Annotated in this window: 20 protein-coding genes; 9 read left to right on the top strand and 11 right to left on the bottom strand. The window is 59.2% G+C overall.

The annotated features are described in order from the left end of the window. Positions 1 to 2: 2 nt before the first annotated feature. Genes AC0TNJ_RS18525 through AC0TNJ_RS18515 form a run of 3 tightly spaced genes read right to left on the bottom strand, consistent with a single transcriptional unit; the run spans position 3 to position 3,693 of the window. A complete protein-coding gene (locus AC0TNJ_RS18525) occupies positions 3 to 1,199 on the bottom strand; it encodes a glycosyltransferase (RefSeq protein WP_473771979.1) in 1,197 nt (398 codons plus the stop codon). Further along, positions 1,196 to 2,422 (bottom strand): glycosyltransferase family 4 protein, encoded by a 1,227-nt coding sequence (locus AC0TNJ_RS18520; RefSeq protein ID WP_473771978.1) that lies wholly within the window; start codon positions 2,420 to 2,422, stop codon positions 1,196 to 1,198. Before AC0TNJ_RS18520 ends, AC0TNJ_RS18525 begins: the two co-directional genes overlap by 4 nt. Then, complete coding sequence (locus AC0TNJ_RS18515; RefSeq protein WP_473771977.1) at positions 2,422 to 3,693, bottom strand: glycosyltransferase family 4 protein; 1,272 nt, start codon at positions 3,691 to 3,693, stop codon at positions 2,422 to 2,424. Before AC0TNJ_RS18515 ends, AC0TNJ_RS18520 begins: the two co-directional genes overlap by 1 nt. A 258-nt stretch (positions 3,694 to 3,951) precedes the next feature. On the opposite strand from AC0TNJ_RS18515, the gene gmd reads away from it, so the two are divergent. Together gmd and AC0TNJ_RS18505 are read left to right on the top strand one after the other, a co-directional pair. After that, positions 3,952 to 5,022 (top strand): GDP-mannose 4,6-dehydratase, encoded by a 1,071-nt coding sequence (gmd, locus tag AC0TNJ_RS18510; RefSeq protein WP_473771976.1) that lies wholly within the window; start codon positions 3,952 to 3,954, stop codon positions 5,020 to 5,022. Next, complete coding sequence (locus AC0TNJ_RS18505) at positions 5,006 to 5,980, top strand: GDP-L-fucose synthase family protein (RefSeq protein WP_473771975.1); 975 nt, start codon at positions 5,006 to 5,008, stop codon at positions 5,978 to 5,980. The genes gmd and AC0TNJ_RS18505 overlap by 17 nt, the downstream gene beginning before the upstream one ends. Before the next feature lie 10 nt (positions 5,981 to 5,990). Here AC0TNJ_RS18505 and AC0TNJ_RS18500 read toward each other — a convergent pair whose 3' ends face one another. The 3 genes from AC0TNJ_RS18500 to AC0TNJ_RS18490 are packed head-to-tail and all read right to left on the bottom strand — an operon-like array spanning position 5,991 to position 10,275. After that, positions 5,991 to 7,238 (bottom strand): polysaccharide biosynthesis/export family protein, encoded by a 1,248-nt coding sequence (locus AC0TNJ_RS18500; protein WP_473771974.1) that lies wholly within the window; start codon positions 7,236 to 7,238, stop codon positions 5,991 to 5,993. A 9-nt stretch (positions 7,239 to 7,247) separates the two neighbouring features. Beyond that, positions 7,248 to 9,440, bottom strand: coding sequence for a GumC family protein (locus tag AC0TNJ_RS18495; protein WP_473771973.1), 2,193 nt, complete (start codon positions 9,438 to 9,440; stop codon positions 7,248 to 7,250). A 58-nt stretch (positions 9,441 to 9,498) separates the two neighbouring features. Further along, positions 9,499 to 10,275 (bottom strand): LuxR C-terminal-related transcriptional regulator, encoded by a 777-nt coding sequence (locus AC0TNJ_RS18490; protein WP_473771972.1) that lies wholly within the window; start codon positions 10,273 to 10,275, stop codon positions 9,499 to 9,501. A 388-nt stretch (positions 10,276 to 10,663) separates the two neighbouring features. Here AC0TNJ_RS18490 and AC0TNJ_RS18485 point away from each other — a divergent pair, with 388 nt between their 5' ends. The 3 genes from AC0TNJ_RS18485 to AC0TNJ_RS18475 all read left to right on the top strand — a co-directional run bounded on the left by AC0TNJ_RS18485 (position 10,664) and on the right by AC0TNJ_RS18475 (position 13,323). Next, positions 10,664 to 11,422 (top strand): Crp/Fnr family transcriptional regulator, encoded by a 759-nt coding sequence (locus tag AC0TNJ_RS18485; RefSeq protein ID WP_473771971.1) that lies wholly within the window; start codon positions 10,664 to 10,666, stop codon positions 11,420 to 11,422. Positions 11,423 to 11,526: 104 nt separating this feature from the next. Continuing rightward, on the top strand, positions 11,527 to 11,973 hold the full coding sequence (gene msrB, locus AC0TNJ_RS18480; protein WP_473771970.1) for a peptide-methionine (R)-S-oxide reductase MsrB: 447 nt from the start codon (positions 11,527 to 11,529) through the stop codon (positions 11,971 to 11,973). A 429-nt stretch (positions 11,974 to 12,402) separates the two neighbouring features. Next, the gene (locus AC0TNJ_RS18475) at positions 12,403 to 13,323 is read left to right on the top strand and encodes a LytTR family transcriptional regulator DNA-binding domain-containing protein (protein WP_473771969.1); all 921 of its coding nucleotides are present in this window, start codon (positions 12,403 to 12,405) and stop codon (positions 13,321 to 13,323) included. A gap of 104 nt (positions 13,324 to 13,427) precedes the next feature. Here AC0TNJ_RS18475 and AC0TNJ_RS18470 read toward each other — a convergent pair whose 3' ends face one another. After that, positions 13,428 to 15,056: an MFS transporter gene (locus AC0TNJ_RS18470; RefSeq protein WP_122002526.1), complete on the bottom strand. Its 1,629-nt coding sequence runs from the start codon at positions 15,054 to 15,056 to the stop codon at positions 13,428 to 13,430. A 175-nt stretch (positions 15,057 to 15,231) separates the two neighbouring features. Between AC0TNJ_RS18470 and AC0TNJ_RS18465 the strand changes: the two genes are divergently transcribed. The 3 genes from AC0TNJ_RS18465 (at position 15,232) to AC0TNJ_RS18455 (ending at position 17,405) form a co-directional block, all read left to right on the top strand. After that, positions 15,232 to 15,741, top strand: coding sequence for a GNAT family N-acetyltransferase (locus AC0TNJ_RS18465; RefSeq protein WP_122002527.1), 510 nt, complete (start codon positions 15,232 to 15,234; stop codon positions 15,739 to 15,741). Between the two features lie 142 nt (positions 15,742 to 15,883). After that, on the top strand, positions 15,884 to 16,474 hold the full coding sequence (locus tag AC0TNJ_RS18460) for a TetR/AcrR family transcriptional regulator (protein WP_122002528.1): 591 nt from the start codon (positions 15,884 to 15,886) through the stop codon (positions 16,472 to 16,474). 1 nt (position 16,475) lies between these two features. Further along, positions 16,476 to 17,405, top strand: a complete 930-nt coding sequence (locus AC0TNJ_RS18455; protein WP_473771968.1) for a DMT family transporter — start codon at positions 16,476 to 16,478, stop codon at positions 17,403 to 17,405. Between the two features lie 174 nt (positions 17,406 to 17,579). Here AC0TNJ_RS18455 and AC0TNJ_RS18450 read toward each other — a convergent pair whose 3' ends face one another. Beyond that, positions 17,580 to 18,461, bottom strand: coding sequence for a LysR substrate-binding domain-containing protein (locus tag AC0TNJ_RS18450; RefSeq protein WP_473771967.1), 882 nt, complete (start codon positions 18,459 to 18,461; stop codon positions 17,580 to 17,582). A 138-nt stretch (positions 18,462 to 18,599) separates the two neighbouring features. Between AC0TNJ_RS18450 and AC0TNJ_RS18445 the strand changes: the two genes are divergently transcribed. Beyond that, positions 18,600 to 19,304: an SDR family oxidoreductase gene (locus AC0TNJ_RS18445; RefSeq protein WP_473771966.1), complete on the top strand. Its 705-nt coding sequence runs from the start codon at positions 18,600 to 18,602 to the stop codon at positions 19,302 to 19,304. Between the two features lie 242 nt (positions 19,305 to 19,546). Here the strand turns inward: AC0TNJ_RS18445 and AC0TNJ_RS18440 are convergent, their stop codons facing one another. The 3 genes from AC0TNJ_RS18440 to AC0TNJ_RS18430 form a co-directional block, all read right to left on the bottom strand. Continuing rightward, positions 19,547 to 21,298 (bottom strand): amidohydrolase, encoded by a 1,752-nt coding sequence (locus AC0TNJ_RS18440; protein WP_473771965.1) that lies wholly within the window; start codon positions 21,296 to 21,298, stop codon positions 19,547 to 19,549. A gap of 239 nt (positions 21,299 to 21,537) precedes the next feature. Beyond that, on the bottom strand, positions 21,538 to 21,939 hold the full coding sequence (locus tag AC0TNJ_RS18435; protein WP_473771964.1) for a DUF1801 domain-containing protein: 402 nt from the start codon (positions 21,937 to 21,939) through the stop codon (positions 21,538 to 21,540). 99 nt (positions 21,940 to 22,038) lie between these two features. Then, on the bottom strand, positions 22,039 to 23,874 hold the full coding sequence (locus tag AC0TNJ_RS18430; RefSeq protein ID WP_473771963.1) for a putative bifunctional diguanylate cyclase/phosphodiesterase: 1,836 nt from the start codon (positions 23,872 to 23,874) through the stop codon (positions 22,039 to 22,041). Between the last annotated feature and the right edge of the window lie 37 nt (positions 23,875 to 23,911).

The following is a 23,911-nucleotide window of genomic DNA, read 5'->3' as shown; positions in this document are numbered from 1 at the left end:
CCTCAGCTTGCAGTAACGGACCGGAGCGCCTTGCGACTTGCAACCGCGTCCGGCTTTTGTGACTGAAAATCCTGATAGGCCGTAATTGTCTGGACCGCGATGCGCGGCCAGGTGTAATTGTCGCGCACCAGTTTTGCACCGGCGGCACCCATCCGCGCCGCGCGATCCGCGTCTTCCAGAATCCGCTCAAGCGCCGCAGCAACCGCCATCGGATCGAGCGGGGAAACCACGCCCGCCCCCGCCTCGCCCACCTCCGGAAAATGACACGCATCGGTAATCGCCACCGGCACGCCGCAGGCAAGCGCCTCAGTGATGGCAACGCTGAACCCCTCCTGACGGCTGGGCAGGCAGAAACAGGCCGACATCTTCAGGGCAGCGATCTTGGCCGGGCCGTAAAGCCCGCCGGTCATATGCACGCGCTCTTGCAACCCGTATTGGCGGATACGCTCGCGAAATTCTTCTTCCGCCCCGCCATCAGGGCCAGCCACCACCAGATCAACTTCCGGAAACAGGGGAGCGACACGGCGAAAGGCATCGGCGAGAATGTCGAGACCCTTCTTGTAATGAAGCCGCGACAGAAACAGCACATAGGGCCGCTTGGGCAAGCTGCTCACATCGACCTCGCCCCCTTCGACCTCGTTCAGAAAAATCCCGTTGGGGATAATCACCGGCGGAGCCTTCAGGCCAAGGGGCCGCATCAGCTCGATCTCATCCGCATTCAGCGCATGGATAAAGGCCGCGCCGTTGAGCATCCGGCGAAAACCCAGCATCATTGCGACTTTCTTCTTCCATGCGCTTTGCTGCATGCTCCACACATCGAGCATCCCGCAGCAGCACACGCAATAGGGCACGGAAAAGCGGCGGCAGAGCATCGATGCGCGCAGCAGATTGGTTTCCCACACGCCATGCAGATGCACGAAATCCGTGACCCGCAACAGCGCTTCCATTGCCTTCGCTGCGGCGCTTCCAGACAGCGTTTCGCGCAGATCGGGCATTGGCATCAACAGGGTCCTCACCCTGTCGAAACCGGGAATTGTCGCAGTAGCCGCGACAGCCCGTCTGCTCACCTCATGGTCGCTGTAGCTGACAATTGTCACCTCATGGCCGAGCGCCGCCTGTGCCGCCGCCAGCCGCACCACGACCGCCTGCGGTCCGCCCTTGGCGGGATCGTAGGAGCCGATGACGTGGACGATGTTCATGCCGCCCTCCTGCCAAAGATCGCAGCAGCGAGCCTTTCGCCATAGCGTGACAGGGTATAGTCGGCTGCACGCTCGCGCGCATTTTCTCCCATCCGTTCCAGTGCCGCCGGATTACCCGCCAGTTCCCGCAGGATTTCAGCTGTCTCCCTGACGTCGCGGATCGGCACGATGTAGCCGTCGACACCGTTGCGCACCACGCTGCCGGTATTCTCGGTACAGATCACGGGCAGCCCCGCGGCCAACGCTTCATAAACGGAAATCGCCGACCCTTCGCACAAGGAGGGAAGCAGGAAAACATCGGCCCATTCAAACTGCTTGCGCATCTCGCCGCGCGGAATGGGGCCCGTCAGTTCAACCGTTGCAGCCAGTTTTGCCTGCGCCTCCGGCAAAAGTTCCAGCGGCCCCACCATCCGGAACTCCGCCTGCCCCGCCAGCAGCCTTGAAACCGCTCCGACATAGGGCGAACCTTTGCGTAAGCCAACGGCGCCCACCGTCAGCACGCGCAATTTGCCCGGCGCCCGCGCCTTTCGTTCGATCTGGAAGCGTGTATCGACCCCGGTCGAAACCACGACGATCTTTTCCGGCGCGCAGCCTTCCTCGGCAACATGACGGGCAACGAAAGGCGACGGACACACAACCAGATCGGCCAGCCGCCATTCGGTTCGCTCGCGTTCCGCGAAAGCCTCGCAATAGCCATCGTCTTCGACCGGCAATTGCCAGCCCGGATTCAGCAATCCCTCTTCCTGCCCCAGCCGGTCGACGATTGCGCGCGGCGCGATGACCTGATCGACTGCGGTCCACAGCCCCGCTTTCCGCGCAGCCGACAGCACTTCCACGGCTTCGCCGCTGAAAGCATAGACCCCGCCCGCGCCGTGAAAACCGCTTTCGGCGACCAGCCTGCCGAATGTTTCGCCAGCCCATATCGCATTGGCGGTGGATTTCGGGCCGGTCTGGTTCGCCAGCCTGCGGATAGCGGAATGCAGTCCGAAAACCGGAAAGGTCGTCATCTGCTTGAGCGGGATTCCCTGCGGTTTGCGCCCGACCAGCCGTCGCACCGAGGATGGGAGCGCAGTGGGTGGTACGCTGCCGAGCAGACGCGGCCATCCCTGAAAGGCACAAATATCCGTATAGAAATGCGCCAGTCTCTGGTTGTTTGCGAAAATGCGCGGGACCGCATAATGCCGGCGCGCGCCAAGCTGGCTGACAACGACCGAGCCTTCCATCACAGTTCCCTCGGCTGGAACTGGCGGTCGAGAACCGGCATGGCCTGCGGCACCACCTTCTCCTCAAGCCGCGAGATGGCCGATTGCCAGACAGCTGCGCCATATTCCCGCGAATAGGCGGTTTCCATCAGATAACGGGCATTGTTGCCCATCGACATGCGTCCGACTGGCGAGCGGCGCAAATGAAGGATCGCACCGACCAGCGCATCGACATCGCCCGGTCTCGACGCCATGCCGCATTGGAAATCGCGGACAATAGTGCCGATCTCGCCCTCCGGGTCGCCGACGAAGATAGTCGGGCGGGCGGCGGCAAGCACGCCATAAAACTTGCTGGGAACGATGCAATGCTCCAGTTCCGGCTTCAGCGAAACCAGATGCACATTGGCAGCGCCAAGGCTTTCGGAAAGCTTTTCCACCGGCTGGAACGGCTTCATCATCACATTGGTCAGGCCGCGCCGCCTGACCTCGCTTTCGACGAAGGCGCGCTGCTGCCCCTCGCCGATCATCAGGAAGACGATGCTTTTCATATGCCGCAGCCGCTCGGCTGCATCGAGCACCGTCTGAAACTCGTGCGCACGCCCGAAATTGCCTGAATAGCCGATAACGAACTTGCGTCCGAGGCCCCAGGCGCGGCGGAGCGGATTATGCGCCGGTTCGATCGGCACGATCTCGTTTCGGTCGGCCCAGTGGTGGACCACGCTCAGGCTTTCCGCCGGAATGTCTCGCGTCGCCAGATAATGCGCCATGCGCTCTATCGGGCAAATGGTCAGTGCCGACTGGCGCATCGACCAGTTGCGCAGGATCAGGGCGAGCTTGCCGGAAATGGTATCGGACCGGATGAGGCCAAGCTCCATCGCCGTTTCGGGAAAAAGGTCCATCACCCAGTTGACCAGCCTTGCGCCACGCAGCCGGACCGGCAGCGCAGCCGAAACCGACAGAAGCGGCGGATCGGTGCAGACGACGCACACGTCATCCTTCTTGGCATGGGCCGCGAACCATGCGGCTGCGGACAGATGGAAGGTCGCATAATCCACCGCACGCCCGACAAGCCTGCCGCGACCGAAGCCCGAGGTCCATATGCGGTGCACATCGACACCGTTTATCGTCTCGCGCGCAGGGAGCACATCCTTCCGCCTGTCGTGATAGCTGCGGCTTGCCAGCACCGTCGTCTCTATGCCTTCGCGCACCAGCGTGTGGGCAAGGCTCGTCACCATCCGGCTCGTCGCCGACTGGTCCGGATAGTAGTAACGATTGGCAAGCACCACACGCATGATTTCGCTTCCTGTGCACGATCCCTTACCCAGAGGATCGCAACAGCGCGACAGATACCGCAAGAAACACAAAGGCATGGCAGGCACCGACAGCGGGCGAACTGCCTACTTCTTTGGGTGAAACTGGCCATGCCGGACGCGTCGCAAGCCTCATCCGAAGAGGGATGTTCCGGCCCGCGTTTGCCGTTTTGGAGCCGTTCTGCCCGCGCCGGAAATCGCTAACATGCTTCCATCGAGTTTCTGATCGGAGGCAGGGTTTTGCAGGAGAAAACAGCTCTCATCGTCGGCGTGACCGGACAGGACGGCGCCTATCTAAGCGAGCTTCTGCTCAAGAAAGGCTATCGCGTGCATGGTCTGAAGCGGCGGTCTTCCTCGTTCAACACGGCCCGCATCGATCATCTCTATCAGGACCCGCACGAAGAGAACATTCACTTTCGCCTGCATTTCGGCGACCTGACGGATGCCACCAATCTGTGTCGCGTCATTCAGGAAGTGCGGCCCGACGAGATTTACAATCTCGGCGCCCAGAGCCATGTGCAGGTGAGTTTCGAGACGCCCGAATATACGGCCAATGCCGATGCGCTCGGCACGCTTCGCCTGCTTGAATCCATGCGCATTCTGGGGCTAGGCAAAACATGCCGCTTCTATCAGGCTTCCACATCGGAGCTTTTCGGCAACAGTTCGCCCAAGGCGCAGAACGAACAGACGCCTTTTGCGCCGCGCAGTCCCTATGCGACGGCAAAGCTCTATGCCTATTGGACAACGGTGAATTACCGCGACGCCTATGGCTTCCATGCGTCCAACGGCATCCTGTTCAATCACGAAAGCCCGCTACGCGGCGAAACCTTCGTCACCCGCAAGATCACCCGGGCTGTCGCGGCCATCGAACGCGGCCTTCAGGACAGGCTTCGACTAGGCAATCTCGATGCCCGCCGCGACTGGGGCCATGCCCGCGACTATGTCGAGGGCATGTGGCGCATCCTGCAGGAAGATGTTCCCGACGATTACGTTCTGGCCACGGGCGAAACGCACACCGTGCGGGAGTTCGTCGAACGCGCCTTCAAGGCGGTCGACAAGGAAATCGTGTGGCAAGGCGACGGCGTGGAAGAAATCGGCCGCGACCGGAAATCCGGCAATTGCCTAATCGAGATCGATCCGCGCTATTTCCGTCCGAACGAAGTCGATTTCCTGCTCGGCGATGCGTCCAAGGCGAAAGATCGCCTCGGCTGGCAGCATACGACCGGCTTCGACAGCCTTGTTGCCGAAATGGTCGATTGGGATCTGCGCAACATCATGCGGGAGGTCGGACGCAATGACTTCTATGGCTGATATCGCCCCACTCTATGCGCTGGAAGGCAAGAAGGTGTTCGTTGCCGGGCACACGGGCATGGTCGGTTCCGCCATCCTCCGCCGCCTGCATGGCACGGATTGCGACATCATCACTGCCGCGCACAGCACGCTCGACCTGACCCGGCAAGGACCGACGGAAAATTTCATCAGCGGCCGCAAGCCGGATGTCATCATCATCGCTGCCGCCCGCGTCGGCGGCATTCTGGCCAATTCGCAATATCCGGCGGATTTTCTCTACGACAATCTTTTGATCGGCATGAACCTCATCCGCGCCGCCCATCAGACAGGCGTGGAACGCGTCTTATGGCTCGGCTCAAGCTGCATCTATCCTCGCGACGCGGCGCAGCCGCTCACCGAAGACGCGCTTTTGACCGGCCCTCTGGAGCCGACCAACGAAGCCTATGCCATCGCCAAGATCGCCGGGCTGAAATATGCGCAAGCCTGCGCGCGGCAATATGGCAACCGCTTCATGACGGCTATGCCGACCAATCTCTACGGCCCGAACGACAATTTCAATCCCGAAAGCTCGCATGTGCTGCCCGCACTGATCCGTCGGATTCATGAGGCCAAGGTGCGGGGCGTCGACCATGTGACGCTCTGGGGCAGCGGCAAGCCCTTGCGGGAATTCCTGCATGTGGACGACCTTGCCGATGCCTGCCTGCACATGCTGCGCTTCTATGACGGCATCGAGCCCATGAATATCGGAACGGGCGACGAGATTTCGATCAGGGATCTGGCGCTGACGGTCGCGCGCGTCGTCGGCTATGAAGGCCGCTTTGAACATGATCTCGGCAAGCCCGACGGCACGCCGCGCAAGCTTCTCGACACGTCGAAGATGCGGGCGCTTGGCTGGAAGCCGCGTATCCGTCTGGAGGACGGCCTGCGCGACGTCTATCGCAATTGGTTGCAGGAATCCGCCGATCCCGTCGCGGCTTGAGAAGCTCGCTTTATGAAGGCGAGCCGCCTACCCTGCTCATATCCAGTTCGACGCGCAGGATATCGCCCGGCTTGATCTCCGTGCGCTCATTGGCAACGATATCCTGGAAGCTGCCATCAACGATACGGCTGATCGAAAAGATCAGCTTCTGGCGCAGCGTGGATGAAGCGATATTGCCGGATGACTTGGCGATTTCGGCCATCGTCTGAAGCTGTGCATTGCTGCGGTGCTCCATGCGGGCAATGTTGAGGTCAATATCCTGCAACGCAGTCGCAGCCTCACTCCTGCGGATTTCGTCCAGATTGGCGATGCGCTGCCGCATGGCAAGCTGGTTCTGCCTCGCCCGCGCGAGGAAGGAGGCAAGCTCCAGCGCGGCCCGCCGCGTAGCCGACAGATCGCGCTCCATGTCGCGAAGGTTGGATTTGGCGGCAAGGCCGCGATCCACCAGCGACTTGCTGGAATCCACATTCTCCTGCAACAGCCCGATTTCCGTGTCGTGCAGCTTGATGCTCTGCTGCAAGGTCTCGATCTCGTCGCCATAGCTTGCGGCCTGCGCTTCCAGTGCCTGACGTTCGGCGGCGAGATTGTTGCGGCGGACATTGAAGACGGTCTTTTCCCCGTCCAGCATCTGCTGCGTCAGCGCCACCGTTTCCTTGTTCGCGGCAGGCTGTTCCGGCAGGGCATAATTGAATTCCGCACCGTTCAGCTCCGCCTCGAAACGCGCCCGCCGGATTGTCATGGCGGTGATCTGCATCTGCAAATCCGCATATTCCTGCTGCACGGTGATGAGCTGCATCCCGGCGGTCAGCGCTGGCGTCTCCGTCTTGCCTGCCCCGCCGCCAAGCGCCGTCAGTTCAAGCACCACCATGCCGGGCCGAAATTGATATTTTCCCGGCATCTTCACGTCGCCGACCACAAATACCGGCGCGTACTGGTTGACCGTTGCCGTGACCGTCAGGCCGGGAATATGCTGGGACAACGACCCGGCGATCTTTTCACCAACCTCGTTTATGGTCAGCCCGTTTACCGGGATGTTGCCCACGATCGGATAGCCGATATTGCCATCCACATCGACCGGGTAAAGCCCTGTGAGGGACGGCTGGCCATAGACGGTCACCTGCAACACGTCGTTGGCGCCGACCCGGTAGGCCTGCCCTTCGCCAAGCGCGGCAAAACTTCCGCCAGCCAGAATGAGCCCCGAGAGCATCGTGGCCCGCAGGTGGGTGACAATGCGGTTTCTGATGATCCTGTGTGACATGGCTTGCCCTCACGCCTGTTCCTGAACGCTGCCTGCGGCTGACTTTGGCCGTCGCGAAAAGATGGCACTCACGCCTCGCTTCGCCCACAAGCCCAACCCACCCATGACGCCAATGACCGCCAGCCAGCCGTGATAGGACGACGAATTATGGTTCACGACCGCAAGCGCTGGCTTGCGCCCGAAGGACGCCATCGTCTGGATCAGCGCATTGGTCGCATACTGGTCCTGCCTGTCCGACGGCACCACGAGAAGCGCCGTATCCGTTGCCCGCGACAGCAAAACCGAGCGCTTGTCCTCCATGACCGCCGGGAGATCGACCAGAATGATCTTGTGATCAGTGCGCAACTGGGCAATCAGCTCGGCCAGCCAGTCGCCCTCGCGCCTCTGGCTGTTGGGCGTGACGATATTGATGCCTGAACCATGGTCGTGCACCAGTGTCGCGCCTGCCAGCGCGCGACCGCTGGAAATGATGCCGTTATCCCCTTGCGGAAGCCCGAAGGCCTCCGCCAGCCCCGACCGCCTGCTGGTCGCATCGATAACCGCAACCGTCAGGCCGGTGGCGGCGATCTGTTGTGCGAGCGCGGTGATCAGCAATGTCTTTCCCTCGCCGTTGGACAGGGAAACGACCGAAAGCGCCAGCGAATCCCGACCGCGGGTCAAAGCCCGCAGGCGATCATGCACGGACTTGATCGCCCGACCGAACGGGCTTGCCGGGTCTAGGCCGCGATTGACAAGAAGCGGCACGGTCATCTGCGGCGAAACCGGCAGCAGCGTCGCTGCCGGAATGCCCGGCAGCATCAGCGAAGCCGTCTGCGCGGGCCTGATCTTGTCGAATGTTTCCTTAAGCATCGTGCCCGCAAGTGCTACCAGCCCGCCAAGCCCCAGCCCCAGCAACAGCCAGTTCGGCAAGTTGGGGCTGGCCTTGGCCATTGCCGGTTCCGCCGGAGAAATCATCTGCGCTTCGGGCGCGGCCATGCCGTCCTGCTCGATCAGCTGCTTGTACCGCGTCAGATAACTTTCATAGACCGTGCGGCTGGCATTGGCTTCCCGGTCAAGCTGCACGGCTTTCACCTGCGCCTGATTGGCTTCGGCAAGATCAGCCTCCGCTTTTCTCAACGCCTCTTCCAGTCCGCTGCGCCTTTGGCGCGCTATCTGGATTTCGTTGCCGAGGCTCTTGATGATTTCGCCGACCTGGCTGGAAATCTGCTGTTTCAGCGCTTCCTGTTCAGCCTTCAGCACCGGGATTTCGGCGCTCTTCAGCGCCCCGTTCGACTGCAACTCGCCAAGCTGCCGCTCGACGCGCGCCTGCTCGCTGCGCAAGGTCTGGATGGCGGGCGAGGCCAGAACCTCGGCCAGTGCAGGCGCTTCATCGTTACTCTTGAGTTCTTCCGCCGTGCGCAACCGCGCCTCGGCAAGCGAAACGGCGCCCGTCGCGGCGACAATCTCGCTGTTCAGCGCCGCCACGCGCTGGGCCTGAAAGCTGATCTGTCCCTGATCGCCTGCAAGCCGTGACTTCTGGCGGAATTCTTCCGCCGCACGTTCCGCACTTTCAAGGTCGCTGCGCAAGTTGCCCAGCTTGTCGCCAAGCCACTCGCTGATGCGCCGTGTCGCCGATTGCTGCACATCAATCTGATGGTCGAGATAGGCGGTGGCGAAGGCGTTGGCGACCTGCGCCGCATAAACCCGGTCGGAAGCGCGGTAGGATATGAAGATCGTATAGGACCGCCCGTCATTGGTGACGCGCAGCCGCGAAAGAAGCAGGTCTATCTGCTGGCGTTCACGCAAGGCAGGATCGGCATCCCGGGCACCTTTGGCGCGCGAACCCGTATCTGAAGCGGACGACAGCACCGTGCGCGAACGGAATTCCGTCGGCACGGCAATGTTCTCCGCTTGCAGGATGTCGATGACCTTGCGCGCCATCATGCGGGAATTGATGATATCGAGTTCGGAACGCAGCACCGGACTGTCCTGTGGCAACGGCGTGATTGCAGTTTCATTGGGAAGCGCCTGCAAGCGGCGCATATCCAGCACCAGCACGGACTCCGACACATAACTGACCGGCGCGGTAAGGTAGCCCACAAAACCCACGCCGATGCCCGCGACCACCGGCACGATCAGCATCATTTTTCTGCGTCTTATTGTGTCGAGCAGGTCAGCCACCGGCTGCCGCCCGTTTCCTGCCGAAACGTCGGAGATAATCACCCAAATTCTCCTTCACGGAATAGTTCAATGCGCCGGCTGGCAAACGCCCGCCAATGGCCTATTGCAGATCGGCAAACGATGTTTCCGACGGGAACAGCTCGTTGATGATACACGCCACTTCGGTACGGTTGGACGCCTTCAGCTTCTTCATGATGTTGCGGATATGAACCTTCACGGTGCTTTCCCGCAGCTTCAGTTCATAGGCGATGATCTTGTTCGCCTTGCCCCGGCGCAGCGCATTGACCACTTCGGCCTGACGCTGGGTGAACATGCCGCCAAGAGGTTGCAGCCGCTGTGAGTTCGGATCGGCGGCATGGCGCAGAGCCAGCACGCTGCTGGCCGGAACGAAGGTTCCCCCCGCCATGGCAAGCCGCAATGCCTCGACGCAGACATTCACATTGACCGATGTCGGAATATAGCCCTTCACACCATGGTCGAGCGCCTTGAGAACCTGAGAAATTTCTTCCTTGTCGGCCAGGAGAATGACAGGCGCTGGAGCGCAATCCGTGACAATGCGATTGAGGTAATTACCAACCGCCGGGTCTGAAACCTTCTGACCGCCGATGTTGAAAAGCACCGCGCCCGCCGTGCGGCCACGGCGCTGATGCTGCCACTGCTCGAACGAGCTGAATGTGGCGATCGACATTTCGATGCTGTGGTTCGTCAGCCCGTGCGCAAGACATTCGCGATCCAGTGCGCGGTTGTCTATGATAACCAGCAGCGGCAGCACGCTGTCGCTCGGCAGTTCAGGCTTAAAGGAAGTGTCTTTCGCTACCCCCAAACCGTTATTCTTTAATTCAGTGGTTCTGTTGCTAAACTGTGGAGAAATGTTCATTTGCTCGCCCTCTACCCTGTTGTATAAAAAATACTCCATAATTTTTGTACAGTTTTAGCGGATACTTATCCAGCCTACTATTCCTAGTAATTATTAGATATATTTGACTCGCCAAAAAATTCTTATTTATTGTTATCAGACCACCGAGATACTGCCTCGCATTTGCTTCAGTGTCATTAACCTAGATTAAGGACTTCAGGAAAATATGGTTTAGTAGAAGCGCGGATATATACCCAATTAGTGGTAGAAATTACTACCTTGCCAAAACACGCTCCCTCGATAACACTCTTGCAAAGCCCTGCTTCCGGGCGAGAGCGGGGAAAGAACGCGGGGATACCAGACTTAAAATTTATATTTCCTTTGCTGGGCGAAACGGCAGGTAGGCTCAATGGTGATAAATGCCGACGAAGCAAAAACGCTGCGCCATTTTCTGGAAAGCGCCCCCATAGGCGCGGTCTTTGAAGAAAGCGATCTCGGCGTGCTCGGGGCCCTGCCAATAACATCAAAGAACTACGCATCGCACACTGTCGTCAGCAGCCAGGGCGACTGGGCCAATTCTGTTCACATCATCAAGAGCGGCTGGGGCTGCATCTATCGCGACCTGCCCGATGGCGACCGCCAGATCCTCGATTTCCCCATGAAAGGCGATTTTCTGGGTTTCCGCACCGGGCTGGGCTTCAACTATTACACGCTGATTTCGGTTACGGAGCTTTCCGTCCTCGAAATCTCGCTGGACCATCTCACCGAAAGCCTGCTCAAATCGCCGCGCCTTGCCATGACATTCATGGAACTGATGGCCCGGCAGCGGGCCATTCTCATCGAGCATCTCATCAGCATCGGCCGCCGCAGCGCGCTCGTGCGCATCGCGCATCTTCTGCTGGAGCTTGGCCACCGGGCCCGCATCAACGGCACGGGCGACGAGAACAGCTTCTTTTGCCCGCTGACGCAGAGCGAACTGGCCGATGCGCTGGGGCTTACGCCGATCCATATCAACCGTATGCTGCGCGAACTGCGCGAGGACGACCTTCTGGTTTTCCGCAATAATGAAGTCGAGTTTCTGAACCGTTCCGCGCTCGTTCACATTTCAAGCTTCGACGAGCATTACCTGACCATGGAAATCTTCCCGCGCGTTCGGATCAGCCGGTAAGTTCGTTTTTTCCGGGTTTCTTCAACAGTTCGTCATTTGCGCGGGACTGGAATAGTTGCTTCCTACAGCCTAGATTCAGGGCACCTATCAAGGGAGCGCACATCATGACCTACAGAAAAGATCCCGAAGCGATTGCGAAGCTCACGCCGGAGCAATATCGCGTCACGCAGGAAAGCGGCACCGAGCGCCCCGGCACCGGCGAATATCTCTATAACAAGGAGCCGGGAATCTACGTCGATATCGTCTCCGGCGAGCCGCTGTTCGCCTCGTCCGACAAATATGAATCCCATTGCGGATGGCCAAGCTTCACCAAGCCGATCGAACCCGCCAATGTCGCCGAACTGACCGATATGTCTCACGGCATGGTGCGCACCGAAGTGCGCTCGGCCCATGGCGACAGCCATCTGGGACATGTTTTCCCTGACGGCCCGATAGACCGCGGCGGTCTTCGCTATTGCATCAACTCGGCCTCGCTTCGCTTCATTCCGAAGGACCGGATGGAAGCGGAAGGATACGGTCAGTATCTCGATCAAGTCGAAGACATCGGCTGAACGGAAGTTAAATCAAAGTTGGCGCACGCAGTATTTGAAATAAAATACATGCGATATGCGAGCAATTTGGCTTCGGATTAATTGATCCACAGCCATTCCATACAGGATCGAAGAAAGACTTCTTTCTGTCGCAATGATCCTTAATCTGGTGTGGCGCACGCTTCGGCGGAATCAGGCAAATGCGCAGCCTCGGTATGATTATGCTATCACCACACATACCGAGGCTTTTTTTTGAGCTTTCTGGAGATTTCAGCCGCTTTGCGGGCGCTCCATTCCAGCTCATCTCCCATACGGAAAGATAAGCCACCTGTCACAGCGGTTGCATTGCTTGCTTTAGCTCTATTGCAAATAGCGGGCAATTATATTCAATATACTGTCCGGCTATGGCCGGACGGCGGATATTGATACCGCAACATCAGGGGAGACAGTTTGGACAGCACGGCTGGCGCCTACCGGATTTATTCCGAGACCGAGTGTGCGGAAGCACCGGCGCTCGACTGGCCCTATGTTTGTGCCTTGTACCTGCTCAGGAAGCCCGTCGAGAAGGCCATTTCGGAATTCCTCGCCGCCGTCGGCAATGCATCACGGTCAGACCGGGCATGGATGATCGAATATGGGCCTGACCTCCTGCGGTTTCGCAACACGCATGAATGGTGCAAGGGCGATACGGTAGCCTATATTTCCGAGCTTCAGCAGGCTCCAACCACGCTTATTGCATGGCTGCACCGCTACCTGACCGAAGGGCGGGCCGTCGCGGTTCATGATGTAAAGGGACTGCCGCGCAGCGCACGCGCGCTTCAGGCGGAATTTCTGCGGCAGGGCAATCAAAGCATTCTCAGCATCCCGCTTTTTCATCACGATCGGCTGCGCGGAATAATCGGTTTCGACACGACAGAGGAAATCCGGCGCTGGTCCCGCGCGGAAATCAAGGCGATGTTCCAGTGCGCAAGCCTGATCGCCCAGGCGAAATACGCGACGCCCGAAAATAGACAAGCTTCCTGCGAGGAACCCGACCCGACATCGGTGATCTATGTCAGCAAACGCGGCGTGATGCGCGGGTTTTCACCCGAGGAGATCATCGGGGTCCGCTCGGCAGGCAATTACAGCGAGGTCTGGCTTGCCGACGGTTCTGCAATTCTTGATTCCCGGCCGCTTGGCATATGGGCAGGCATTCTGCCGGCAAGCCTGTTTTTCCGCATTCACCGCACGGCATTCGTAAACGCCCTGCACGTCTCCGACATAGACCGAAGCACAATCGACAAATGGTTGGTCAGGATGCGCGGCATCAATCAATCATGGCCCGTGTCACGATCCTACCGAAAAGCCCTGCGGGAGCGTCTGGGCTTCTAGCCTTTATTTCGCCACAAAATAATCCGTCCTTCGCCACAAATTTCGATGCGAAAAACGCAGGTTTTGGCGCAAATCCCGGTTTTGCCTCAATTTGAAATCGCCGCTCACGAGAGGTCCAGATGCGCCTTCAGAGGCATGTCATCATGAACCGGCACAGTCTGCCTTTCGATCATGCGATGGACGAGCGGCGGCTTGTCTCCCTTGTGCAAGGCGAGCAGCCTTTCCGACACTTCCGCATCGGCGTGGGTGCGACGCTGGTTATGGCGGACATACTCCACCCAGGTCGGCACGTGATAACTTTCCGTCCAGGTTTCCGGGTTCTCCAGATCGCGCAGCAGCACCCACTGCCGGGCACCGTCGCGGATGCGCATGCGCCGCCGCAAGGCCATGGCGGAAAGGAACGCCGGAACATCTTCCTGCGCGATCTTGTAATCGACCATGATCATGATCGGGCCGCTGCGCGAACGAAGATCAAGCCGAAGCTGCGGCTCGCTGAAACGGTTGAGCGGATCGAGATTGAGGGCCTCAAAGTCAGGCTGTGGCAGGAGAAGCCCGATCAGCGCGCCAAAAACGAGCACGACGGCGGCTGCCAGAAGCGCGCCCGGCACGCTATATTCGTCCGCCACGGCACCCCAGAGCCAGCTGCCCGCCGCCATGCCGCCGAAGGTCGCGGTCTGGTAAAGCGCGAGCGCGCGCCCCACCACCCAGCGCGGCGTGGAAAGCTGCACGGTGACGTTGAACAGCGACAGCGCCAGAACCCACGAAACACCGGCAGGCAGCAGGAAAATGCAGCTCAGCCACATGTTCCGGCTGATCGACAGCAGGCCGCAACTGACCGCGAACGCGATGAAAGCGCCGCGCACCAGCCATTCATTGCCGAGAAGCTCGCGCAGCCGGGCGCTGAGCAACGCGCCGCCAATAGCGCCAAGCCCGAAGAAACCCAGCATGATACCGTAGATCAGCGCCGTTCCGTGAACGAGATCGCGGGCGACGAGCGGCAGAAGCGCCAGAATGACAATGGCGGACAGGCCGAAGAGGAAGCCCCGGAACATCACTTTCAGAAGGTTCGGAGACATGGCGACATAACGCAGCCCAGCGATCATGGCCGGTCCCAGCGTTTCGCGCGGCAAGGTGGACTTGACCGTTTCAGGCTTCCACTGCCACAGCGCCAGAATGAGCGCACAATAGCTGAACGCATTGAAAATGAAGGCAAAAGCCGCACCGGCCGCCGCAACGATGATACCGCCGATAGCCGGACCAATGCTGCGCATGAGATTGAAGCTCATGCTGTTGAGCGCCACCGCCGCAGGCAGATCGGTGCGAGGCACGATGTCGCCCATCGACGCCTGCCACGAAGGATTGTGCAAGGCCCCGCCGCAGCCGATGAGGAACGTAAAACTGAGCAACATCCACGGCGTCAGGATGCCAAGATAGGCAAAAACCGCCAATGCAACCGAAATGAACAGAAGCAGGACCTGCGCTGTCAGCATGATGCGGCGGCGGTCGAAATTATCGGCCAGGGCACCGGCTGCGACCGAAAAGATCATCACAGGCAGGGTTGTCGAAGCCTGCACCAGTGCAACCATATCGTCCGAATGGGCGATGGTTGCCATCATCCAGCCAGCGCCGACCGTCTGCACCAGACCGCCAAGGTTGGAAACCAGTGTAGCTGACCACAGCGCCCGGAATGTCTTGTACTGGAAAGGCGCCAGGGGGGAAATTCTCTGCGGCACCGGACGACCTCCCGTTCCATCTGCCTCACATAGCGGATACGTGAATCTCTCCCACGGGACAAGGGGGATAGTGCCAAACTTGTCACGACATCCCATCAACGTTTATATGTGCTGTAAATATTGAGCCAACCCTTTATTCTTGATTATTATTTTTCCTGTTGGAGTACATTTGCCCATGGGCTTGCGAACAGCACAAATTTCTGACGCTTCTGTTCTCGCAGCCATCTCGATTGAGGTTTGGCTAGGCACCTACATCCGCCAAGGCGTGAACGCATTTTTTGCCGATTACGTTTTAAGCGAGTTCACGGAGAAAAAATTCCGGAACCTCATCGAAGACTCCGATGAACATATTGTCGTTTCGGAGAATAAAGAGGGTCTGGATGGCTTCACTCGGATTAGTTCAAAAAGCTCCGCTCCGATAGATAATTGTTCGACCATGGAAATCTCGACCCTTTACGTCCAGCCTCGACATCAAAAAAGCGGGATTGGACGAGCACTGCTGCAGGAAGCTTTGCGCCACGCACGTGATGCGAATGTTCCTTCCGTATGGCTGACCACGAACTCGGAAAATACCTCCGCAATCAATTTCTATACGTCCCAAGGCTTTGAACGAATTGGAACAACGCATTTCCGGATTCAGAACCAGGCCTATTTGAACGACGTGTTTCGATATGCCTTTCCCTGACAATTGACAGGTCTGTTCGGCTGTCCGGCAGGATCCCATGCGGATACAAATCAGTTCACATCAAGACGGCACGGCTACCGCGGAATTGACTCGGCCTCCCGATTAGGTAGACTGGTCTACCTAATCATCAAGGCAACGAATTATGAGCGATTCCGCAACGACAAGTTCGAAACCAGCCCGCGAGCGGCTTCTGCAAGCGGCGGCGGAACTGTTTTACGACGAGGGCATTTCAGCCACCGGGATCGACGCGATCATCCAGCGCGCAGGCGTGGCGAAGCAGAGCCTCTACAACAACTTCGCCTCCAAGGCGGAGCTGGTGGCCACCTATCTGGAGCACCGCCACGCCGAATGGCTTGGCCTCTATGAAAAGCGGCTCGAACAGGCAGCAAACCCGATGGACGGGATACTGGCCATCTTCGACGCTTATCGCGATCACGCGGAATTTGCCTATGAACACGGGTTTCGCGGCTGCGGCCTGCTGAATGCGGCAGCAGAACTGCCCGCTGGCGACCCCGGACGGGAAGCGGTCAGAAAACACAAGGAACAGGTGGAGCACCTGCTTGTGGAGCATCTGAACGGCCTGATCCCCGATAATCCGGAACGGGTCAGCCAGTTGGCCGTGCAGCTTTCCTTCATACTGGAAGGAGCAATCATGCGCGCAGGGCTTGAGGGAAACAGCGCCCGCCTCGGGGAAGCCAGGGCGATGGTGGCTACAGTTTTGCGGCTGGGGTAAAATGCAATCATCAAGGGACTATTTTCTGGGCGTGGCAGCTATCCTCGTCGCGTCCACGATCTGGGGCACGACCGGAACGGCAGCGACCTTCGCGCCGGAAGTCAGCGCGGTCGCAATCGGCGCCGCCGCCATGGGACTTGGCGGGCTGGCGCAGGCGGCAATCGCCTGGCGCGGCATCATCGCATCGCGAAAGGCGCTCGCCCATCAATGGCGCGGGCTGATGCTGGGAGCAATCTGCGTCGCCCTTTATCCGCTCGCCTTTTATGCGTCGATGCGGCTTGCAGGCGTGACCATCGGAACGGTCATTTCGCTCGGTTCCGCCCCGCTCCTTTCGGCGGCTGTCGAATACAGGCAAAGCGGCTTTCGCCCATCGCTACGCTGGCTGGCGGGAGCAATCATCGGCATTATCGGCATGATGATGCTCAGCCTGTCGGAGGACGGCGGCGCCCATGCCACCGGAAGCGCCACCCTGACCGGCTCGCTGCTTGGCCTTGTGGCGGGCCTTACCTATGCCGTCTATTCCTCATGCGCGCGCCAGCTGATGCAGGGCGGCATGGCCTCGACCACCGCCATGGGAGCTATATTCGGCGTTGGCGGACTGTTGCTCATGCCGATTCTGATCGCCACCGGCGGACCGTTTCTCGCCTCGTGGAACAATGCTGCGGTGGGGCTCTATATGGCCTTCGTGACAATGTTTCTCGGCTATGTGTGTTTCGGCTATGGGTTGAGCCGGGTCGAAACGAGCGTCGCTACCACGCTGACGCTGTTCGAGCCGGTGGTGGCCGCGTTTTTCGCGGCAGTGATCGTGGGTGAAAGGCTCTCCGCCACCGGCTGGCTCGGCGTGGTTCTGGTTGTGGCCTGCCTTGTCTGCATCACCATACCGACACGCAGCCAGAAAACCCGGCTGGAAGTGCCCGAACCATCAACCTGATGCTTCACACTTCTCGGGATGCGCTTTATTTCTGCGCGCATCTTGTCCGAAAACCGTTTCACACTTTTCGGGATGCGCTTTGTTTGTATCGACGCGCATCTCATCCGAAAACCGTTTCACACTTTTCGGGATGCGCCTTGTTTGTATCGACGCGCATCTCATCCGAAAACCGTTTCACACTTTTCGGGATGCGCTTTTCAGCCAATCCTTCACCGCCTCCACGGATTGCGGATGGCGTGGCTTTCGCAGTGAAACCGCATAGAAGTCCGCGCCGACCCGCAATTCGGTGGCCAGCGCCTGCACGAGACTGCCCGCCGCAATATCCTTTTCCACGAAAAAGCGGCTTGCCAGCGCCAGCCCGTGCCCGGCAATTGCCGCATCGATGGCAAGCGAAGTCTGGTTGAAGCGGGTGTTTTTCGGCGAAGCCGACATACCGCCGGGAAAAGCCTTTTCCAGATATCGCGGCCAGAAATTATGCGCATCGTGCAGCAGCGGATAGCGCTCCAGATTTTCCGGCAGGCCCGGATCACCCAGCCTCTCGACCAGCACCGGGCTTGCGATGGCGACAATCACATGCTCGAAAAGCAGCTCCGCATTCAGCCCCGGACCGAATGGCGGCTCGCCATAGCGCACCGCGAGATCGACGGCATCGGTCTGGAAATTGGCGACCTTGTCGCTGGCGACAATGCGCAATTCTATATCGGGATGCGCTTGCGTAAATTCGGCCAATCGCGGGATCAGCCATTTCGAGGCGAAGGTCGGCGTCACGCTGACAGTCAGGTGCTGCGGCTCGGGGCGCAGCATTTCGGTCGCTTCCGAAAGCAGGTCAAACGCCCGCCGCACACTGGCGATATAAGAACGGGCCGGTTCGGTCATGACCAGCGTGCGCGGCTGGCGCTCAAAGAGTATCAGCCCAAGCTCCGCCTCAAGGCCGCGTATCTGCTGGGCCACCGCCGCCTGCGTCACGCCAAGTTCCTCCGCCGCCAGACGGAAGTTCAGATGCCGCGTGACGACTTCGAACACACGCAGACCGTTGAGCGAGGGAAGTCTTTTCATGAACCAAAACCGATAGATTTTCTATTGCCTGATGTTACGCATTTTCGTTCGTCAGGACAATGGTTCTCCGTTATAAATGGAAGGAATGATTGTTGGCGGTTGCCGTCTCGGGCAACCTTTCCCGGAAAGGAAAACATCATGACAGTAGAAAAAGTAGCGATTGTGACGGCTGGCGGAAGCGGCATGGGCGCAGCCGCCGCACGCAGGCTGGCGCAGGACGGCTTCAAGGTCGCAATCCTTTCATCCTCCGGCAAGGGCGAAGCGCTGGCGCAGGAACTGGGCGGCATCGGCGTTACCGGCTCAAACCAGTCGAATGACGATCTGAAGCGTCTGGTGGATGAGGTTCTGGGAAAATGGGGCCGTATCGACGTGCTGGTCAACAGCGCAGGCCACGGTCCGCGCGCGCCAATCCTCGACATCACCGATGAGGACTGGCACAAGGGGATGGACACCTATTTCCTCAATGCGGTGCGGCCGTCCCGTCTCGTGGTGCCGACAATGCAGAAGCAGAAATCCGGCGTCATCATCAATATCTCGACCGCATGGGCCTTCGAACCAAGCGCCATGTTCCCGACTTCGGCGGTGTTCCGCGCCGGTCTCGCCTCTTTCACCAAGGTTTTCGCCGACACCTATGCTGCCGACAATATCCGCATGAACAATGTTCTTCCGGGCTGGATCGACAGCCTGCTGAAGGTGGAAGAGCGCCGCGCAAGCGTTCCGATGCAGCGCTATGGCAAGAGCGAGGAAATCGCCGCGACGATCGCCTTCCTCGCATCGGATGGCGCCGCCTACATTACGGGCCAGAACCTGCGCGTGGATGGCGGCCTGACCCGGTCGGTATGATTTGATGGCGCCGCGTCAGCGCTCGAGCGGTTCCGGCTTGCTGGAACCGCTCTATCTATTTGTTTCTAGGCATTTCCAGCCGCAAAACCGGTTTCCACTTTTGCTGGAAATGCTCCAAGCCAGCTGCCGCTGCGTTAGAGCGCCGATCTGATTGGATCAGATCGGCGCTGTAACTTCTTCTATTTCAAGCATAATCTTATCGATCCTCGTTTCACTCCGGTCGGATTATGCTCTAAAGTTCGTCAGGCAGCGTAACGCTTGGTGCCGTCCATCCAGGTTTCGCTGACCTTGATCTTGCCGATCTTCACACCCGGTGCAGTTGGATCTTCTTCCAGAATGGCGAAGTCGGCGAACTTTCCGGTTTCCAGCGAACCGATCTGGTCTTCCATATGGCACTGCCAGGCCGCATCGATGGTGACGGCGCGCAGCGCTGCATCCACCGGGATACATTCTTCCGGGAAGAACACATCGCCGCCTTCGTTCATGACGCGGGTGACCGCGTTTTCGACATAGCGCAGCGGTTCAATTGGCGTCACGTTCCAGTCGGAATGGAGCGAAATCTTGAGGCCCGCCGCGAGTGCCGAAGCGCATGGGTCATAGAAGCGGGCACGATCCGGCCCCAGAAGACGGTCGCGGAACGCCTTGCCCCACCAGTGCACATGGCCGATCAGGAAGGATGGCGACAGCCCCATCTCCTTCATGCGGACCATCTGTTCAGGGTGGAAGACGCTGCAATGCTCGATGCGATGACGAAGATCGCTGTTCGAGTTTTTTCCGAGAACGGCCTCATAGGCATCCAGAACCATGTCGATGGCTGCGTCGCCATTGGCGTGAACGCCAACCTGCCAGCCGCCTTCATGCGCCCGGCGGATGACATCCGTCACCTGTTCAAGGCTGTAGTTCAAAGCGCCGCGCGCGTCGGTGCCGAGGTAATTCTCGCGCTGATAGCCGGTCCGCGCCTGATTGGACCCGTCGGCCCAGGCCTTGATGCCATCGACGCGGAAAAGGTCGTTGCCGCGACCCGGCTTGATTCCTTCCTTTTCCCATTCGTCCATGATCGTCGACACGAGCATGCCGCGATAGCGCACCGGAGCCTTGCCGTCGCCCAGAGCCGCATCGAGGATTTTCAGGTCCTGTGCGCCTGCCATGATGCCGATGCCGCAATCGTGCAGCATGGTGCAGCCGACGGAACTTGCATGATCCACAAAACGTCGAACACGGCCGACCATGTCCGCAGCCGTCGGCGAAGGCATGGCGCCGAGGAACACCTGCTGCGCCGCCATTTCTTCAAGACGCCCGGACAGGTTGCCGCTGGCGTCCTTCACAAAGCGCGCGCCCGATGGATCGGGCGTATCCCGCGTGATGCCTGCAGCCTTGAAAGCAGCGCTGTTGGCATAGGCTATATGACCGTTGCTTTCCTGCATGAAGAACGGATTGTTGGGAGCGAGAGCGTCCAATTCGGCCAGCGTCGGAATTTTGGCGTCGCGGGTGATGCTGGCGTCGAACTGCTGCGCGCGCACCCATTCGCCCGGCTTGGCGTCGGCAACACCCTTCTGGAGCTTTGACCAGACGGTCGCGTAATCCGGCGTCGTGATCGGGCTGACGTCGATCCAGTCCTCAAAGGCCGTGAACACGAAATGCATATGCGGATCGATCAGGCCCGGCATCAGGGTGCGGCCCTGAAGGTCCACCACCTGCGCCCCGGAGCCGATGGCGGACTGCACGTCATCCAGCTTGCCCACGGTCAGTATCTTGTTGCCGCGGATGGCGATCGCTTCGGCACGCGGCGCCTGATCGTTCATCGTGATGATCGTTCCGCCCTTGAAGATGATATCGCCTGCGGGTGTCGCGGCCTGCTGCGCAAACGCCATGCCCGGCGAAGAACAGGCGAAGGCCGACGTCGCGGCGGCGGCACCGAGATATTTGAGAAAATCGCGCCTTGACGCCGTGGACCGCAGATAAGCCACCATGCCGGGATTACAGGCAATACACATCCGAATATTCCTCTCTTACCCACTCATCCAAATATCATAGACCGGATGACAAATATTCTTTGAACCTATACGATAGGAAAAAGGAATTTCAAATCAATAAATGAAACCATTATTATTTATATTAGTTGATACTAATAAAATAGAAATAAAAATGCGGAAAAATACTGGGCTACATTGCATAAAAACCTGAAAGAAATTGGCATATTTTGCAAATTTCTCACAGGTTTTGATAAATCCGGTCAGCCGCGTCCGGATTTTTTTCGCGCCTTTTTGGCCTGATTATGCGCTATGGCAGCGCGAACGAGCGCGACGAAAGCGCCGTCGTCGATCGTTTCGCCCTCGCCTATATCGATCGCCCGGCGCATATTGCCTTCAAGGCTGGCATTGAATATATGAGCCGGATCGTCGAGCGCCGCGCCATTGGCGAAAGTCAGCTTCACGACCTTCTTGTAAGTCTCGCCGGTGCAGATGATGCCGTCATGCGACCAGACCGGGACGCCGCGCCATTTCCATTCCTCGATGACATCCGGATCAGCCCGCTTTATCAGCGCACGCATTCTGGCAAGCGTTTCGCTGCGCCAGTCGCCAAGTTCCGCAATGCGCCCGTCAATCAGCTTCGAAGCATCGTCGTCGCCTGCCATAAGTTTCCTCCCTCCGGACAGATTCAGCGTTTTCTCTCCCTGCCCCTAGGCTCCTGCAAGCGAGAGCCGGTTGAGGAAGAACGCGCGAAAGTTAAAGCTTTATCGTAAAGCCTGGTCAAGCCGCGCGCCGGACCGGCCAAGCGCATCCAGAGCCATGCCCATCGGCAAGGCGGGGGCGAACAGGAACCCCTGCCCGCTGCCGCAGCCGAGGCTGCGCAGCATATTGCGATCGTCTTCTGTCTCGATCCCTTCAGCCGTGACCTTGACGCCGAGGGCGTCGGCCAGGGCAACCATCGCCCGCACGATGTGCTGGTCGCCCTCCGATCCCGCGATACCGCGCACGAACACCTGATCAATCTTGATCTTGGTGACAAGGCCCTTCTTCAAGGAAGCAAAGGTGGCAAATCCGGTACCGAAATCATCGAGCGCGATGGAAACACCGGCATTCGCCAGCGCGCTCAGGCTGTCATTCATTCCGCGCTGGTCGATGGGGGCCTCCTCGGTAATCTCGATTTCCAGCATGGAGACCAGCAGTTTGCGCTTTTCCATCTGGGACAGGATTTCGTGCGGAATGCGCCCTCCGGACAGTTCGCGCGGCGACAGGTTCATGGCGACCGTCAAATCGCTGCGGCCGCTTTCCATGAGCTTGTCGATCATCTCGCAGCAATTGAAGAACACATTATGCGTGAGCTGCCGCACCACGCCCACCTCACAGGCAACATCGATAATTTCCGGCGGGGCGATTGTGCCGTGCTGCGGATGATCCCAGCGCAGCAAGGCCTCGAAGCCCACCATGTTCCCGCTGGATAGCTCCACCACCGGCTGGAAAAAGGTCTGTATCTGCCCGGTCTCGATGGCGATGCGCAGATCACGCTCGATGCTCTGCTTGCGTTCCCATTCATGTTGCAGGCGTTTTTCGAAAAAGTAATATTCGTTGCGGCCTCGTTTCTTGGCCGCATAAAGCGCAAAATCGGCGCGCAGCAGCATTTCCACCGGGTCGAGCTGCTCCAGCCGGCAGATGCCGACGCAGGCGCCGATCTCGACCGACAGGATGCCCTCATAATGGGCGCTCAGGCTGCCAATGATGCGCGCCGCAACCAGCCCCGCCTCGATAGTCGCCGACGGCTCGGGATATGCGAGTACGAATTCGTCGCCGCCAATGCGCGCCAGAATGGACCGTTCGGGCGAAATCTGGCGGATGCGCTGCGCGATGGAAACGAGGAGATCGTCGCCCGCCTTGTGACCATAGGTATCATTGACGGACTTGAAGCCGTCGAGGTCGATCAGCATGACAATGAAGGGACCGTCCCTTGGCGGAAACAGCCGGATGGAGGTTTCCAGCCCGCGCCGGTTGAAAAGGCCCGTCAATGGGTCTTCCTGCGACTTGAGCGCCATTTCGTCAGCGAGTTGCTCGGCCTCGTGCTTCAGCCTGCTTGTCTGGATGAAACGGTTCTGCCCCAGAAGCGCGCCGCGTGTAAGCCCGCACCAGAACAGGACGACGGAAACCACGATCACGCCGCTATGCAGGTCTGCGTGCACGACCAGGCACACCGCCGTCACGACAAGCGGCGGCGTTATGAAATTGATGGCAACGGACGCATAGGACGAGCCGTAGGTAACAGCGCCTGCGCAGATGCCGGCAAGTATGACGAGGTAGACCGGCGATTGCGGGTCCGTGAAGCCGTTGGAGAGCACAGCGACGCCGGACCACAGAAAGCCGGACAGGGCGGCAAGAAGCTGGAACCGCCTGATCTGGCGCTGCAAATCCGCAATATTCCCGATCGGTGCCGTGCGGCGGGTATGGGCAATTGCCTCGAAGAAACGCAGCGCGTTGACGATATTCACCAGCGCGAACCAGACAATCGATTCCCAGAAATGCCCGGCGGCGCTCTGGACCAGCACGATAAGCCCCGAAAGAATCGTACTGATGGGCATTGAGAAGCGCGCGCCCTCGCAAATCTCCCCGAGCTGG

The sequence above is a fragment of the Ochrobactrum sp. PL_is483 genome (assembly GCF_055816855.1).
Note: the sequence above shows the minus strand (reverse complement) of the source record. Positions and strands in the feature narration are given on the sequence as shown.